Source organism: Chryseobacterium nakagawai (assembly GCF_900637665.1).
Lineage (GTDB): Bacteria > Bacteroidota > Bacteroidia > Flavobacteriales > Weeksellaceae > Chryseobacterium > Chryseobacterium nakagawai.
The window spans coordinates 4,012,571-4,029,499 of record NZ_LR134386.1; the positions used below are offsets into that span (position 1 = coordinate 4,012,571).

The 16,929-nt window shown below is 34.7% G+C and carries 12 protein-coding genes and 1 pseudogene; 4 read left to right on the forward strand and 9 right to left on the reverse strand.

Annotated elements, in window-relative coordinates:
* Positions 1–53 precede the first annotated feature (53 nt).
* From EL260_RS18130 to EL260_RS18155, 7 genes and pseudogenes are all read right to left on the reverse strand, one after another.
* On the reverse strand, positions 54–557 hold the full coding sequence (locus EL260_RS18130; protein WP_123856781.1) for a GbsR/MarR family transcriptional regulator: 504 nt from the start codon (positions 555–557) through the stop codon (positions 54–56).
* A 123-nt stretch (positions 558–680) separates the two neighbouring features.
* Complete coding sequence (locus EL260_RS26170) at positions 681–1,982, reverse strand: T9SS type A sorting domain-containing protein (RefSeq protein ID WP_449506078.1); 1,302 nt, start codon at positions 1,980–1,982, stop codon at positions 681–683.
* Between the two features lie 102 nt (positions 1,983–2,084).
* Positions 2,085–2,468: pseudogene (locus EL260_RS26060) on the reverse strand (thrombospondin type 3 repeat-containing protein); the annotation flags it as partial.
* Between the two features lie 231 nt (positions 2,469–2,699).
* Entirely contained in the window at positions 2,700–7,196 is a 4,497-nt protein-coding gene (locus EL260_RS18140; protein ID WP_123856785.1) for a TonB-dependent receptor plug domain-containing protein, read from the reverse strand.
* A gap of 3 nt (positions 7,197–7,199) precedes the next feature.
* Positions 7,200–10,040, reverse strand: coding sequence for a hypothetical protein (locus EL260_RS18145; RefSeq protein WP_123856786.1), 2,841 nt, complete (start codon positions 10,038–10,040; stop codon positions 7,200–7,202).
* Between the two features lies 1 nt (position 10,041).
* The gene (locus EL260_RS18150) at positions 10,042–12,285 is read right to left on the reverse strand and encodes a T9SS type A sorting domain-containing protein (RefSeq protein WP_123856788.1); all 2,244 of its coding nucleotides are present in this window, start codon (positions 12,283–12,285) and stop codon (positions 10,042–10,044) included.
* 12 nt (positions 12,286–12,297) lie between these two features.
* The gene (locus EL260_RS18155; RefSeq protein ID WP_123856790.1) at positions 12,298–12,816 is read right to left on the reverse strand and encodes an RNA polymerase sigma factor; all 519 of its coding nucleotides are present in this window, start codon (positions 12,814–12,816) and stop codon (positions 12,298–12,300) included.
* Between the two features lie 198 nt (positions 12,817–13,014).
* Between EL260_RS18155 and EL260_RS18160 the strand changes: the two genes are divergently transcribed.
* Positions 13,015–14,217: a C1 family peptidase gene (locus EL260_RS18160; RefSeq protein ID WP_123856792.1), complete on the forward strand. Its 1,203-nt coding sequence runs from the start codon at positions 13,015–13,017 to the stop codon at positions 14,215–14,217.
* 103 nt (positions 14,218–14,320) lie between these two features.
* On the opposite strand, the gene EL260_RS18165 is transcribed toward EL260_RS18160, so the two are convergent.
* Positions 14,321–14,746, reverse strand: a complete 426-nt coding sequence (locus EL260_RS18165; protein WP_123856794.1) for a hypothetical protein — start codon at positions 14,744–14,746, stop codon at positions 14,321–14,323.
* Positions 14,747–14,945: 199 nt separating this feature from the next.
* Here EL260_RS18165 and EL260_RS25660 point away from each other — a divergent pair, with 199 nt between their 5' ends.
* From EL260_RS25660 to EL260_RS25670, 3 genes are all read left to right on the forward strand, one after another.
* Positions 14,946–15,101, forward strand: coding sequence for a bacteriocin-like protein (locus EL260_RS25660; protein WP_164466546.1), 156 nt, complete (start codon positions 14,946–14,948; stop codon positions 15,099–15,101).
* Positions 15,102–15,155: 54 nt separating this feature from the next.
* The gene (locus EL260_RS25665) at positions 15,156–15,317 is read left to right on the forward strand and encodes a bacteriocin-like protein (protein ID WP_164466547.1); all 162 of its coding nucleotides are present in this window, start codon (positions 15,156–15,158) and stop codon (positions 15,315–15,317) included.
* A 96-nt stretch (positions 15,318–15,413) separates the two neighbouring features.
* Positions 15,414–15,569 (forward strand): bacteriocin-like protein, encoded by a 156-nt coding sequence (locus EL260_RS25670; protein ID WP_164466548.1) that lies wholly within the window; start codon positions 15,414–15,416, stop codon positions 15,567–15,569.
* A gap of 214 nt (positions 15,570–15,783) precedes the next feature.
* Here EL260_RS25670 and EL260_RS18170 read toward each other — a convergent pair whose 3' ends face one another.
* Positions 15,784–16,845, reverse strand: coding sequence for an NADH:flavin oxidoreductase (locus EL260_RS18170; RefSeq protein WP_123856796.1), 1,062 nt, complete (start codon positions 16,843–16,845; stop codon positions 15,784–15,786).
* Positions 16,846–16,929 lie beyond the last annotated feature (84 nt).

Sequence of the window (16,929 nt, forward strand, 5' to 3'; positions counted from 1 at the left end):
ATAATTTTTGAAAGTTTATCTGAAATAAAAAAGGACCTTCATCCCTTTATATTTTATTTCAACAGGTTGGTAATTTTACCTACCAACCAGTGATCATCACTTTTAATTGCCAGATCCATGATATTGTTGATTTTCCCGGTTACAGAGCTGAAATCATCCATCAACTTAATGAATTCTTTTGCTTCCTCCGAATCGTTATCTTCAATATTCCTTAACTCTTCAAGAAAGGAGATTACCGGCTCAATTTCTCTTTTCCTACGTTCTTTGGTAATTTGTTTAAAAAGATACCATACGTCTTTTTCTGCTACGAAGTATTCTTTCCGATCCCCTTTAATAAATTCTTTCCTTACAATACCCCAATCAATTAAAGCACGAAGATTCATATTGGCATTTCCTCTCGAAATTTCCAGCTCTTGCATCACCTCATCTGTTGACAATGGCTTTACACTCGCCAGAAGCAATGCATGAACCTGTGCCATGGTACGGTTGATTCCCCAATTGGTTGCAAAAGTTCCCCAGGTCTGAATGTATTTTTCTTTGGCTTCTGAAAGTTGCATTTTGTCTGTATTGTAAATTTCTAATACAAATGTAATTATATTTTTTGAATTTTCAATAATTTTTGAAAATTAATTTTAAAATAAAACATACATCCGCTTGAATGCCTGTTTTACTGTAGTTATTTAATTTTTAATAATTTTAAAAGTATCCCATTGTTCACCATATCTGCATCTCATTAAATAAGCACTTTGCGGATAAGCCGTAATATCAATTTTATTTGTCCCTTTAGGTAATTTTTCTTGTCTTATTAAAATTTTACCACTGAAGTCATATAAATACAACTCATCAATTTGTTTATTTGATTGTATATTGATCACTCCTTTTGTAGGATTCGGATAAATTTTAATCTTGGGGTTTTCTTCATTTTCTAATTCTATTTCAATCTTTTTATTGATATATTCATTCTTAGAAGGTGCCTGGCAGGAAGGTATTGTTGAACGCTGTAAAATTAATCTTAATAATAATTCATTTAATTTTTCTACTTCATAAGAGTCTGTTGTTGGTTCAATATGATTATTTCCAATCCCACTGTGATTGGTAAGAAATGTATAGGTCCCATTTGTAAGCAGGGCAAAAGTCCTCATCAGATATTCTGTCTGCTTATCTGTATCACTTGCAGCCAGTGGAATTATTGTAATCCCCTTTTGTGCCGCCAGCTTTATCTTATCATACAATTTATTAATATTCTCTTCTGAATAATGAGGCGGGGCATCTAGAATTAAAAACATAATTTTAGTAGAATTTCCTTTGCTCCAGCTCAATTTATCTATTGAAGAATCTAATGCTTCTACCACGGCTTCAGGAAAATCTCCACCACCACCTGCTCTTTGTTTTTTTATAAAGTTAACCAGGTTTACAGCTTTATCAGAAAAATCGAATTCTCTGGTTACATATTCATCACCTTGATCCCTGTAAAAAACGGATCCGTATCGAACATCTGTAGTATTAGCTAGTTTTTTCTCAACTTTTTTCAATACATCCAATAATTCAGATTGCAAATAAGTGATTTCATCTCCCATAGACCCTGTAGCATCCACTATAAAAGCTAAATCCAGATTTCTTTTTTCAAGGCAAGGGACATCAAGACTAATTATATTTTGTCCTTTCTTAAATAAAGTCACATTACTTGATAATATTTTCCCTTTATCATCTGTAATAAAATACTTTTTTGATGAAGATTGATCATCAATTCTCGGAGCAATCCACAGTTCAGCACTTCCTTTATTATCAGAAACAGCTTGCCATACTATTTCTTTCTTGTCATTCAACAATCTTAATTTCTTACCAATGACTGGTTTTTTATTTTTATTAACTAGCTGAACTGAAACTCTTCTATCTGGAAATAGTTTCCATTCTTCTTTATATTGAGATAAAGCAGGAGCAGCTATATCTTGCCAATAATCCCATTTTGAAAAGTCATTCACTTCTCCTGCAGTTAATTTCCCTGCTTCAGGAAATTCATCCTTATCTTTTTTTGAACCTTTTGATTTTTTTACTACCGAAACTTTTGTAGAAGCTGATCCACTTCTTACAGTACTTGAAATTTCTGAAGCGACCATCGCTTTCGGTTTTGGACAACCATTATATTCTGGTCCTCCCGGAACAGTAGGACAGGCATCATCTTTATCCAGAACTCCATCTCCATCGGTATCCGGCCATGGACAACCTTTATTTTCAGGTGGTCCAGCCACTGTAGGACAAGCATCATCCTTATCAATGACTCCGTCCCCATCAGTATCCGGCCATGGGCAGCCATTATTTTCTAATGGCCCTGCAATAGTTGAACAGGCATCATCTTTATCTGCCATTCCATCTCCATCTGTATCAGGACAGCCACTAAACTCAGGAAGTCCTGCTATTTCAGGGCAATGATCGTCTTTATTAGGAACGCCGTCCTGATCTTTATCTTTTCTGATACTGTATGTTTTGTTTTCTTTTGATGAATCCGAAGCTTGCTGAGTTTTACAGCTCGCCAATAAAAAAAAAACTAATATCGTTATTATCGTTTTTTTCATGTGTTATTAATTTCTGTGGGAAATTATTAAAATTAATTTAAATGAAATTGATAAAATTTTCATCCATAAAAAACCGCTCCATAATTGATGAAACGGTTTTTAGGTTTGATTTATACTTAAGAGATACTATGGCGTAATAACCGTTTTCATACCTTGGTTCCAATATTTTGATTCAGGCATATAATAAAGATAGACATTGCTTGATTTTCCGGTATAGGTTCCTGCAAATTCTACTTTTAGATCAAGGTTGATGTTTTTTTCTTCTTCAGCATCAAAATGTTCCCAATACAATACCAGATAATTGTCAAAGATCTCATAATAGGAAACTTGTTTTTTATCTATTAAATCTTTTAATAAAGCAGGTTGCAGAGTCAGTCCTGCAGGAATACCGATTTTAGCGACAGTCATGGGCAATTGATTATTCAATTTGTTTTTAAGAGTGACTATCATTCTGTTGGTTTCCCCTACTCTGGGGTTTTCTGACATCAATTTTGTATCCATGGTTAAAGGAATATCCGAACTTTCCGGAGCCTTCAGAGTATAATATTGATATTCTAACTTATAAAGAAGCCCTGTCTCTGAAGGGTAATCTATATTCATTGTATTATTTCCGGTTTTGTAGGCGGATGAAATATTTAAACCAGATGATACTAAAGCATTGTTTATTTTAATAACAGGTCTATCAGTTCTAAACAGCTTTTCATTTTTTATAAAGAACTGAGACAACGCCTGTAGAGCCAAACTTGTTGCCTGAGTAGATCCAAATCCATAACCTCCATTGTAACTTAAAAGCTCATCTGCTGCTTTTGCAATAGTTTGCTGATTGAGTTTTTCATCTTTCTGAAGTGCCATCATATACAATGAGAGTGTTTCTGCATTGGCTGAATATCCACCGGAACCTGTAAAGGTCGTTTCAACGTTAAGTTTTTGATTTTCAAACTGAGTATTTAAAGCAAACATTAAATTATCATACTCCTGATGCTTCCCAAGATTCGCCGCTGCATTGGCCAATAAAGCCAGTTGATAAGAATCTTTTTTCAACAAGGCTCTTTTCAGCATTACCTGGTAAGAATCTTCAATTTCAGTTGTAAAGCCTAACTGAGATAATGCATAGAGAACATACATATTTCTTGACCAATCGTATTCTGAGTAGGGTCCTGTTTGGGACTCATAATATCTTCGTACTCCAAAAAGTCCATTCCCTGCTTTTTTTGACAAAATAAATGATGATAGTCCTTGAATAATCTTTGGATCAATCACAATATGTCTTTTCAGATCTGTAAACTCGAGTAAAGCAAATGCAGAAAGAGAAACATCTGACTCAGCTGTATTAAAGTATCCAACCCCTCCGTCTTTATTTTTATAGCTTAACATTTTCTGGAAACCTTTTTTCAGATTTTTGATCACAAGGCTTTCTGTGGAACTATCAATTTTCTTGCTTAATTTTAAATAATCCAGAATAAAAACATTAGGATATACTGTTGAGGACAACTGCTCAAAACACCCATGAGGTTCTCTCTTCAGCCTTTCAAGGTCATCAAACATCTTCAAAGCAGCATTTTCAAATACATAATAGGATGAAAACAGGCTCCCATTAATATATTCAGGAATAGTAACCTGAATTTTCTCGGTCTTATTATCTATTAAAGAAAACTGATGTAAAAATCCTTTCTCTTCTACCTTAAACGGAAGAATCATCGTTTCCCTAAAATCTCCAGACCTTATGATGAACTGAATATTAGAATTTACCACTTCATCGGTCTGTATTTTAACGTAAAGCCTTCCGGATTCCAAAGGTTTTAAAGTAATCAGGCTGTCTGATGATATCAACTTTACATGATTGGGAACAATAACGTCCATTATCATTTTTCTGGTTTCTCTGGAGTTATTTTTGATCACTACAGGAATAAGCATTTCGTCCGTTCTTGTCAAATACTGTGGAATCTTAGCATCAATAGAGATCAGGCTTTGCGCCGCATAGGTGGTTTCATCTCTGCCTATCAATCCGGACGCTGAAATGCCTTCCGTCATCACTCTGAAAGTGGAACTGGCATCTGAATTATAAAACTCTACTTTTGCTTTACCCTCTTTATCGGTTTCTACTACAGGATTCCAATAAATAGCTTCTCTATAATCAAATCTATAAGAAGTATTGGTTGTTTTATATTCGGGATAGGCAAACTCTTTATTTACCGAATATTTGATAAGTTTATCTGCAGGAATAGACAGCACTGCAAAATAAGATTTAGGGGTGATATCCAGCTTATTCTGAGCCAAACTATTAGAAAATGAATTAATAATGACAACTCCATTAACGGCTCTGCTCCCGTAAATGGCTGTTGCCGCCGCATCCTTCAAAACTGTAACGCTGTTAATATCATTGGGATTGATGGCTGTATTAAAATTTTCTACCGGAACTCCATCTACCACAAATAATGGACTTTTGTTTGATATTGATGAAGTCCCTCTGACCACAAAATTTCCTTTTTGCTGCTCTCCAACCGGAGTTACAGTGACTCCTGCAACTTTTCCCTGTAATAACGACCCATAATTAGAATCTTTAATTTCAGAATTGCCAATAATGCTTACCGAAGAGGTATTTGTTTTTTTATTCATCAAAGTTCCGTATCCTACCACCACAACTTCCTCAATATTTTTTCCAGAAATAGTATCCTTCTTAGTGCTATTTATTATTGGTGGTATTGGTTTGGGCTTTTCTTTGACTTCAGCCTCTTTTATAATCTCTTCTACATCTATATTATTCAATTTTTGCTTAACAAGCGGGTTTATTTCCAATTTATATGACAATACTCTGATGTTGACTTTATGTTTAGGTTGAATGGATTTAGCAATTACTTTGTAAGAATCACTACCTTCCATCCCTGAGAAATAAAACTGGCCGTTTTCTGTTGTCGTTTGTTTGAGAATCTGGCCTCCATAAGATTCTACAAGAAAAACATTGGCTTTAATGGGTTTCTTATTTTCATCTTCTACGACTCCATATACAGTCCCTCTTTTTTCTGGCAGGAATTTGTATTTACCTGTTTTAACAATATCCGGAATCAGTTCAAAATACCGGTATCCATTGGTGAGCATCACAAGATCCAGACTTTTCTCTGCTTTTCCTTCTTTTTTATCAAAATAAAACTGAGGCTTTTCAATTTTTCCTTTCAACTCAGAATCCATCAGCAGCCATGAACTGATATGATTTTGTTTATCATCAGCATAAGTCCAAAGCTTATCATCCACTACACTTATGGCTAGATTTGCCGGTATAGGTTGATTATTTTTATCTTTAGTTTCAATATTCAGTACTACTTTTTCTCTTGGCTGATAATATTCTTTACCAGGTTTTATCTTGATATTCAGCTGCTGATCTTTATTGGTAAAAACAATACGTTCTGCAAGAGGAATATTATTTTCAAATACCGTAAAACGACAAATTCCAACCGGCAGATCTCTTTCCGGAACCTCCAATATGTTGACCTCCTTTTTTAAAGAAATCTCACGGCTGTATATTTCTTTTTCACGGAAAAATCCTTTTAAAACAATATTCTTTTCCTGTGTAGCCACCGTTTTGAATAAAAGTGCTCCATTTTCCTTCTTGATATTCAACATCAAACCATTATTTTTAGATTCAGGAAGATGATAAATCTGTGTGATATTTTCGGGCTTTACAACTTTTGCATAATATGTTTCTCCTATTTCCGGAGTAAAAAAGAAACTTCCCATCCCGAAATTATAAGTGGAAACTTCAGCTATTTTTTCATGGTTCTGATTATAAATACCCAAAACGGCATCTACCGGCTTTTCATATTCATCCAATACTTTGAATGCAATATTCTGTTCTAGTCCTTTGATGAAGGTTCCTCCTTCAGGCAAAAATTTCACATCCAGATTGTTCAGTACAATAGGAATATTTCTTGAAATAGATTCTGTAAACCCATCAAAATTAACTTTAATATTTAAAAGTGCATCAGATGATTTTAAGGATTTGGGAAGTCTGAACTGCAATAGTTTTTTTCCTTCCTTATCTGTAATAATCTTGCCTTCGGCAACCATTTCCCCGTTATGAGTTACCACATAATCCGCTTCATAAAAAGGAATAGGCAAATTCCCCAAACTTCGCATTGAAAAGTCTGCGGTGACTTCATCACCAGGACCATATCCTTTCTTAGGAAAATCCAGCTTCATTAAAATCCTTGGAGATACTATTTTCTGCAAGGTAATTTCTTTTTCAAAAGCATTTTTACCTTCCTCATTTTGCATCCAGTTGGTATAGGCTCTAATCTTGTAAACCCCACCCTTCAGATCATCAGCGAAAGAGAAGTATCCGTTGGCATAGCCATTATTAATTTTATATTTGGACTTTGTTAAAACACTTCCGGAAGGGTCAACAATTTCAAAATTGACTACCCTGCTTTCTCCTGCAGGAAGGTTATTTTTTCCCTGCACTACATATATTTTAAAATACATATTCTCTCCCGGTTTATAGAAAACATGGTTGGTCTGGATATATGTCTTTTCTTTTTCAAAATCCTTAAATGAGTTCTGTGCCTTCAGAAATACTGATGAAAACAATAGACTCAGTGATATGATATATGATATAAATTTGAAATTCATGGGCTAAAATTTGAATGAAACAATACAGCCAAATGTTTTAAAAGAGGGAAGATTAAAGAAATCCAGTCCTCTTCCATTGTCAGTATCATAGAAATTCTGGTTGGGATCTACTCCTTTATTCGCCTGCCAGAGCATGATATTATCTACATACAACGTAATTTTCATAGATCGCTGGCTATTATTCAGAGGAAAAAAAGTGGATAGTGAAATAGTATTAATCCTTATATGATCTGCCTTCTGAATATAGTTTTCTGCCACACCCAGGTATCCATACCTGGACCATCTGTTTTCATGAACATTTTGATGAGGATCATAAAAATCCACCGGAGTCTGGTTATGATTACCATTAGCCAATACTCCCTGAAAAACATAATTTTTGAGGTTTCTTTCTTCTCCGGAATCATAGGAACGTCCGTAATAATCCATAACAGCCTGAGTTCCATTCCAGATCTGGCCTCCTTTTTTCCATTCCCAGTTGATATCCAAAATCCATCTTTTATAGACTAAATTATGATTGAATTTCATTACAAAATCAGGAGTTGGATCAGCAATGATCTTCATTCCGGCAGCCTTTTTCGGAAATCCGGAATCATCAATAATCAGCTGCCCATCAGAAGTTCTTTCAAAATAACTTCCCATCACAGCACCCAAAACCTCTCCTTCCGCAAGGGTTTTATAAATATCCTGAAATCCTGAAATAGCAGTATTGTTATAACCAGGCCTCACGCGATCTACAATATCTTTATATTTGAAAAATGAGATTTTGTTTGTTGCAAAAAAATCGTTGGCCAGAAAAAGTCTGTCATATGCGAAATTAAATTCATACCCACTATACGTATGATCTGCCATATTTTTTAACCTTAACTGATTGTTTTCAAATACCGGGAAAACATCGTCTTCAGTTTTTCTTTTGAAATATTCCCCTTCAAGACTAATGTTATATCCAAAATTGATCTTTCCGCCTATTTTCCACTCTTTTGTATTGATATTGGATAGCCCTTTGAAACTTTCCACTTCATCTATGGGGAAATAACGGTAATAATTTTCTGCTTTCAGTAAAGTGGAGGCATAAGAAGCATAGGACCGGGTAATCTCAGGCTCTGAGCTTAGATGGCTATAACTTCCTAAGATTTTAAATTCATAGTTATACCAGTCAAAGATATCTTTAAACCGCAGATACCCTGTTGACTTTGGAAGCCAATAAATGTTTTTATCTGATGTATTGGAGATATAAAAGGAATTTCCAAGAGTAAAATCAGCTTCAAAGTCACCGGACTTGATTTCCATATTATAATTAAAAATATAGTCCTGAGAGGTTCTTTGATAGTTATATTTTTTATTGGTCAGACTATTGTAAACGTCAGATTTGATATCGTTCAGAATAAAATTAAGACTAAAAACATTCTTAAAATTATAGTGGCCCAATTCATATTTCCCTTGTATATTGGAGTGGTATAACCTGTTATTTTGTCCCCTTTCATTGGTTATTCCATTATTGAATCCGTAAGTGGATGGTTGATATTGATCCAGATTCCAAATGAAATTACTTTCGTAAGACTGAACGATATTTAATTTAAATTTACCAAAGGCTTTATCTGCATTAAGGCCAAAATGCCTCTGCCGGTTTTGATAACGGTATTTTTGATCCTGTACAAAAAGGAATTCCGGATTATCGGCATTTTGGCTGTAGCTTCGTTGCTTTCCATTATCCAAAAAGGTCTGCTGAGCATTTGAAAACGAAATGGGAGTCAGTAAAGAATTTTGAAAAGCTCTATTGAAAAGTCCTATCCTATTGGTATTTGTTGCCTTATTCTCTTCATAATTAAAGGAAAACTTCACCAAATAGCCTCCTAAATCTGTGTTCAGCCTTGTTTTAATAGAATTATTCAGATTAAACTGGTCAATGAAGTATAATTGATTTTTCTGCTGTCTCAAATCCAATGAAAACCGAAATATCTCCTTATATCCTTGTTTTATAATTGTATTGATATTAAGCTGATTGTTATATCCAACCATCGTTTTAAACAGGTTATTATTATAAATAATGGCCTGTTTTTTTCCGTCAGCTAAAGGAACCAATCTGCCGTTCTGATCATACTGATAAGGGATTCCATCAAAAGCTAAGGTAGAAATATCAGGTCCAAAGCTAAATACTTCATGGATCTCGGGTCCATTCCATATAAAGTTTCCATTATTGGATCTGCCTTGTACATATCTGTTCTGGGTTGCGGGCAGGGCATTATGACTTTTTACATCCAAAGAAGAGGTAAATCCGCCATTCAATAATAACGTCCATTTCTTTTGCTCTTTCAGAACATACATACTGTCTCTTCTCTGCTTAAGCTTTCTTACAGTGCTAAAATATCTATCGGAATTATTATTTAGAATTGTTGAGGCATTCTCAATACTAAATTTATCATGATTCTTTTGTGAAACCAGACTGTCATATGTTTTACTGTAAATCTCCTGTACATTTTTTTTCTCTACCTGACTTTCAAGAATATTTTTCAATTCTCTTAACTGATAAGATACAACCACCTGGGCACTTTTCCCTTGATTCCAGACTAAGGTATCATAAGGCTTGGCTGCAATGATTGCAAATCCTTCTTCATCAGTTAATTCATATACACCACTGTTTTTATTGTAGACTTTTAAAAAGTTTTGTGGTCTATCTTTATGATTTAAAAATTTTCCTGAATAATATAAGGTTGAATTTTGCGCCTGCAATACCGTAACAGTAAACGGCAGCAGCAACAGTAAATAGTTTTTTCTCATCTTCATGGTAATGACTACTAAAATAAAGAAAAAGAAATTTCCGTGGGAAATTTCTTTTCTCTTTTTCAAATTAATTTTTGATGACCTTAAAAGTCTCCCAGTTATTATTAGTTCGGACACGAACTAAATAAATCCCCTGAGGATACAAGGTCATATCGATTGTGTTTTTACCTTCTTCCAAGTTTTCTTTCCGCATGATTATTTTTCCAGCCAGATCATAGATGTATAGTTCTTCAATCTTATTCGCTGTTCTTATTTTGATCATTCCTTTTGTCGGATTTGGAAAAATCACAGTTTTCGCATCTACCTGGCGATCTATTTCTGTTTCCATTTTTTTATTGATATTCTCGTTAGAGATACCGTCTGTACATTCAGGAAGGGTCGCTCTTTGGAGAATCAGTCTTAGCAGAAGACTGTTCAGTTTTTCTACTTCATAAGAATCTATGGTAGGCTTAATATGATTGTTTCCTATCCCGCTATCATTGGTAAGAAATGTGTACGTTCCGTTGGTAAGCAGTGCAAAGGCCCGCATTATATATTCGGTTTCTTTATTGGTATCACTTGCAGCCAATGGAATAATTGTTATCCCTTTTTGAGCAGCTTTTTTTATTTTATCATAGAGCTTCTGAATATTTTCTTCAGACTGATGTGGCGGGGCGTCCAAAATCAGGAACATAATTTTAGTGGAATTTTCCGGGCTCCATTTCAAGTCATCAATGGAAACCTGTAGTGCTTCTACTACCGCTTCAGGGGTATCGCCACCACCGGCTGCTCTCTGATTTTTGATAAACTGAATTAGATCTTCAGCTTTATCAGAGAAATCAAACTTTCTAGTAATATATTCATCTCCTTTATCCCTGTAAAATACGGAGCCATATCTAATTTCAGAATTTTTTAAATTAGTTTCTACTTTTCTCAGAACATCCAGTAATTCAGACTGCAGATAAGTGATTTCATCTCCCATGGATCCTGTTGCATCCACAACAAAAGCAATATCCAGTTTCCTTTTCTCCAGGCATGGCTTATTCAAAACAATCAGATTCTGACCATTTTTAAATTCATTTACTTTATTACTGATGATCTGTCCGGAAGCATCAGACAAATAGTAATTTTTAGAATCTGGGGTTTCTCCTACTATTGGACTGATCCAAAGTTCTGCATTTCCCAGGTTATCTGAAACAGCTTCCCAGATCACTTTTTTCTGATCATCCAGTAATTTCACTTTTTCCCCAATGACGGGCTTCTTATTTTTGTTCGTCAACTGAACAGAAACTCTTCTGTCCGGATAAAATTTCCAGGCATTTTTGTATTCTTCAAGACTTGGAACGGCTATATCTTTCCAATATTCCCATTTAGAAAAATCATTCACTTCTCCTGCAGTGAGCTGCCCTGCTTTGGGAAGTTCTTTTTCCTTTTCTTCCTGCTTTTTATCTAATTCTTTTATACTTTTTGAGTACAGTTCTTCCAATTTCTCCTTTTCAGCCCGTCGCAAACGTTTTGTTTTTACCACGACTACTCCATGTAAGGCTTTACTTCCATATAATGTTGCTGCTTCCTCAGGCTTAAGGACAGATACTTTTTTAATACGTTTAGGATTCATATCTTTCAAAGCATCTAATGTTGTAGGGATTCCGTTAACCACCACCAATGGTCTTTCTGTGCTTCCTTTGATGCTGCTCAGCCCTCTTATCCTTATATTGTTATCTTTTCCAGGAGTAGAAATAGATAGCCCTGCAACAGTTCCGCTTAGCATCTCTGAAACCGTAGTTACACTTGAGGTGGTATAAGCGGTCTTTTTCTTAATACCATATCCAGTCACTACAATTTCATCAATATTCTTTACTGCGTCAGAAGTTTCCATATGGCGTTCTATAGCTGGCGGAGGGTAAGCTGTAGACACAGGGTTAGGTACTCTTAATGGCTCCGGAACATTATTAGTATATACTATTGCCTTTTCTATTTTAGGATACTCTTTATTCTTCTCTTTCTGAATATTTTCTTTTGTTATATGATCTATTTTGGCAATATGATCATCGGCTGTCGGTTCCGGTAATATTTTGTGTTCTGCCATTTCCTGTTTTACGGGTTGCTCCCTATCTTTTTTATTCAGGAAATATAAAGCACCTATTCCTATCATCAGGCTTGCTGCTATCCCATAAGGAAACCAGACAGGAATGATTTTCTTTTTTTCTTTTTTCTGATCTAATCTTTCTTCCACTTTGTCCCAAACTGTATCAAAACCAGGAAAAAAAGTTGGTTCTTCTGAAAGTTTAGAAGCTTCATTGAATTGTTGATCAATATGATTATTTTCCATTGTTGTAAAAATTTAAATGTTTTGATTCACCAAAAGTTCTTGAAGTTTTTTTCTCGCAAAATTGAGCTGGGACTTTGAAGTTCCCTCGCTAATGGAAAGCATAGAAGCTATTTCTTTATGCGGATATCCTTCAATTGCAAAAAGATTAAAAATGGCTCTGCAGCCTTCGGGAAGAAAGTTGAGCAGATTCAGAATATCTTTTTCAAAGGAAATATGCTCTGAAGATCCTTCTGAAGGTTCATTCATACTTTCTTCCAATGAAATAAATAAGGCTTTATTATTTCTTAATTTCTGGAGGCATTCATTTACTGCAATCTTTTTTGCCCAGGCTTCGAAAGTATCCGGATTCTGAAGCTGGCTTATCTTCGTGAAAATCTTATAGAAGGTATCGGCCAATACTTCTTCTATATCTTCATCGTTTTTCAAATAACGTTTGCAAACTGAATACAGCTTACCCGCCATTTTCTCGTAAACTTTCCGCTGTGCTTTGCGATCGTTACGCTGGCATTCTATTAATAATTCTCTTTCCATTGTCAGAAGTTATATTATAATAGATGCAGGAACTTTAGCTGTGGTTGGAAACATGGTCAACTTTTTTAGAACAAAAGATTATTTTTAAAATTAGCTTATTTGCTTTTTTCAACAATATTTTAATTTAAATTTAACTTTTCGCTTTGTAACAAATCTTTATTAATAACGACTATTAACGTAAATAATCTTTTTATAGTAATGAAAAATGCGAAAATTGCATCATTACTTTTTGTTTTGTCTGCAGGAAGTATGATGTTTGCCCAAGATGACTTAATCAACAAGTTAAAAAACAACCACTCACAAAATGCTAATTTTCAGTTCACAACGTTAAAAGACGTTGGTGCTACTTCTGTAAAGAACCAGGGTTCATCTGGAACTTGTTGGAGCTACTCAGGAAACTCTTTCCTTGAATCTGAAATGCAGAGAATGGGTAAAAAGCCTGTAGATCTTGCTGAAATCTTTACGGCAAGAAACTCTTACCATGATAAAGCGAAGTTATATGTTTTAAATAACGGAGCGATCAGCTGGGGTGACGGTGGAGAACTTCACGATGTAATCAACATGTACAAAAAGTACGGTGCAGTTCCTCAGGATGTGTATTCAGGATTAAAAGCTGGACAGACAACCAACAACTTTAAGGAAATGCAAGGAAAATTAAAGCCGGTTCTTGACAGCCTTGTTCAGGCTTCTTCTAAAGGGAAGCTTACTGACAACTGGATGGATTCTGTAGATTCTATTCTTGATGAATATCTAGGAAAAGTGCCTGCCAACTTTACCTATGAAGGAAAAAACTATACTCCTAAAACTTTTGCTAAAGAAGTAGTAGGAATCAATGCTGAGGATTATGTAGAATTATCTTCTTACAAAGATTATGCTTACTACCAGAAGTTTGTAGTTCCAATTCCAGACAACTGGAGCCACGATTCTGACTGGAATGTTCCAATGAAAGACCTTACAGCAATCATTGACAATGCTGTGACTAAAGGATATTCTGTAGGTTGGGCAACTGATGTTTCTGAGCCTTATTTCTCTTATAAAAATGGAGTGGCTTATGTTCCGGATATGGATTTAGACCAAATCAACGCAGAGAACAAACAGACTTTGTTTACAGAGCCTAAAAAAGACAAAACCATCACTGAAGATATGCGCCAAAAAGGACTTAACAACCTTTCTACAACGGATGACCACGGTATGCATATCGTAGGATTAGCAAAAGATCAGACTGGTAAGGAATATTATATGGTAAAAAACTCTTGGGGAGTAACCAATGACTTTGCAGGATACCTGTATGTAACAAGACCATATGTTGAATATAAGTCGACTGCTATTTTGGTTCATAAGAACGCAATTCCAAAGAATATTCTAAAGCAATTGAAACCAACTAAAAATATTGGTTTATAAGAAATCACTTCTGTCATTTTGGTATGACAGTTTTAGATATTTAAATCTGTTAAAAACGCGCTACCAACATTATGGTAGCGCGTTTGTTTTATCTATCTGAAGATTATTTTTCTTCGGTTACATAATGATAATAATCTGCCAAAGAATATATTTTAGGCTTAGAACCTACTGTATAATCAATGACCAGCCATTTATTTTCAGATTTATTTTTATTAAACACATAGTTTTCTTTTGGGAAATCAATGATTTTATAACCCGTATAAATGATTTCAGGGGCAACTTCAAATATTTCTGCCGAATAATAGTTAGCGTCATCAGCAATCGTATAGAAATTATCTTCTCCCTGCTTCTTTTTGATTTCCTCTACCTCTTTATCATCAGGACCTAACAGCAATATCGTTGATTTTGTGATGATAGTATCGGCTTTTATTTTTTGACTCTCAATATTATATTCTTCTTTTTTCTGTTCCGGAATTTTTTTTTCTACAGCCTGAAACTCTGTTTTCTTTACCTCTTGTTGACAGGACATTAAGAGAAATAGTAATGTAAGTAATAAACATTTATCTGCCATATTATTAAATTCTTCAATTTGAAAATTAACTGATACACAAATAAAGCAAAAAACGTTTCTAACCGCAAATTTTTAAACCCTTCGCACTATTTCAAACAAAGTATTGCAAGATTAATAAAAAATATTACATTTGTAACCTCAAACAAATCACTACAATATGAAAAATATTAAAAAATTAGCAAAATCAGAATTAAAGAAAATCAATGGTGGAAATGCTCCGGAATGCCCAACAGGAACCCAAGCATGCTACTACACCGGCAAAGACGGATCTCAACGATGGAGATGTATTTCTGAAACTGCAGAGTGTCCTTAATTCGTTAAAAGGATCAAATCAATATTTATAATACCAACCTACAAATTATTACTCATGAAAAATTTAAAAAAAATTTCAAAGTCAAATTTAAAGAAAATTAATGGAGGAAATGCTCCGTTATGTGAATCTGGAGAAATAGCATGCAGATATCCTGCGGCAGATGGCTATCCTGCTTATTGGGTTTGTGTACCTGCTGCATACGGATGCAGACGTTAAAAACAAATTCTAAGTCCAAAAAACGATTTATTTTATACCTAAAAAAATCTGGATGATTTAGAAAATATAATCTTTTCAACCTATACAAACCTAAATATGAAAAATCTAAAAAAATTAGTAAAATCAGAATTAAAGAGTATCAATGGAGGAAATGCTCCTATATGTGAACCGGGATCAAGAGCTTGTCGTTATAAAGCAGAAAATGGGTTTCCTGCCTATTGGAGCTGCGTATCAAAAGAATACCAATGTTGATTGTATGGATCTTTAGGAAAAATCTAAAAAAATAAACCCGGCTTTCAGAAAATTCTGAAAGCCGGCTCTTTAATAAATAGGTGAAAATTAAATATAAAATAAAGTGAATTATGATGATTAATATGAATAGTGAATGATCAATTTGCTTCGCAAGCGAATAAAATATGCTGTTAAAAAATTGACAGCGAAGCTCATTAGCTATTCATCATTCATATTAAAATAATACGCCCATACTTTCTGCTGTAAAGTCCAGAATTTCTCCTGTATTTCCCTCTTTGATCTTTTTTACCCACTGATAGTCTTGCAAAATAGCACGTCCTACCGCAACAAGATCAAATTCTTCATTGTCTAGTCTTCTTATTAATTCTGTAAGGTCCGTTTTTTCAGTTCCTTGCCCAGCAAATGCATTCAGGAAATCTCCATTTAAGCCTACAGAACCAACAGTAACCGTTGGCTGCCCAGTGATTTTTTTGGCCCATCCTGCAAAGTTCAAATCAGAACCATCAAATTCAGGTTCCCAGAAACGACGCTGTGAACAGTGAAAAATATCAACTCCTGCCTCTTTTAGTGGTAATAGCCAATCTTCCATTTCATTGGGTGTAAGAGCAAGTTTAGTCTTATAATCTTGTTGCTTCCATTGGGAAAGACGAATAATAATAGTAAAGTCTTCTCCTACTGCAGTTCTGATTGCTTTTACTACATCAACAGCAAAACGGCTTCTTTCCTTTAAGGTTTTGCCACCATACTCATCTGTTCTTGTATTGGTTACTTCCCAGAAAAACTGATCGATGAGATAGCCATGCGCTCCATGAATTTCAAGACAGTCGAAACCAAGATCTTTCGCGGATTTTGCTGAGGCAGCAAACTGTGCAATAGTATCCTGAATATCTTCAATAGTCATCGTTGAAGCTTTTTCCATTGGTAATAGCGGGTAATCTTCAGACATTCTGGTATCTCCAACGTGCCAGATCTGAGGTCCCATTTTTCCACCATTCTGATGTACGGTATCAATTACGTTTTTCCAACCCTGCAAAGCTTCTTTTCCATAAAAATCCGGAATATTCTGCAGGTTTTTTGAGCCCGGTCGGTTGATAACAGTTCCTTCTGAAAGAATCAATCCTACTTCTGAAGCAGCTCTTCTTCCATAATAATCAGCTATTTTCTGTGTTGGAACTCCATTATCAGATTGTGCTCTGGTCATAGGAGCCATTACGATTCTATTTTTAAGCTGTAAATTTTTGTATTGAAACGGTTTAAATAATGATGATGTACTCATATTTAAAATCTTGTTTTATAATTGTTACACAAAGTAACTAATAATAGTTCGTTTTTGTATCTTTTATTGAAAAAATAGTGGTAA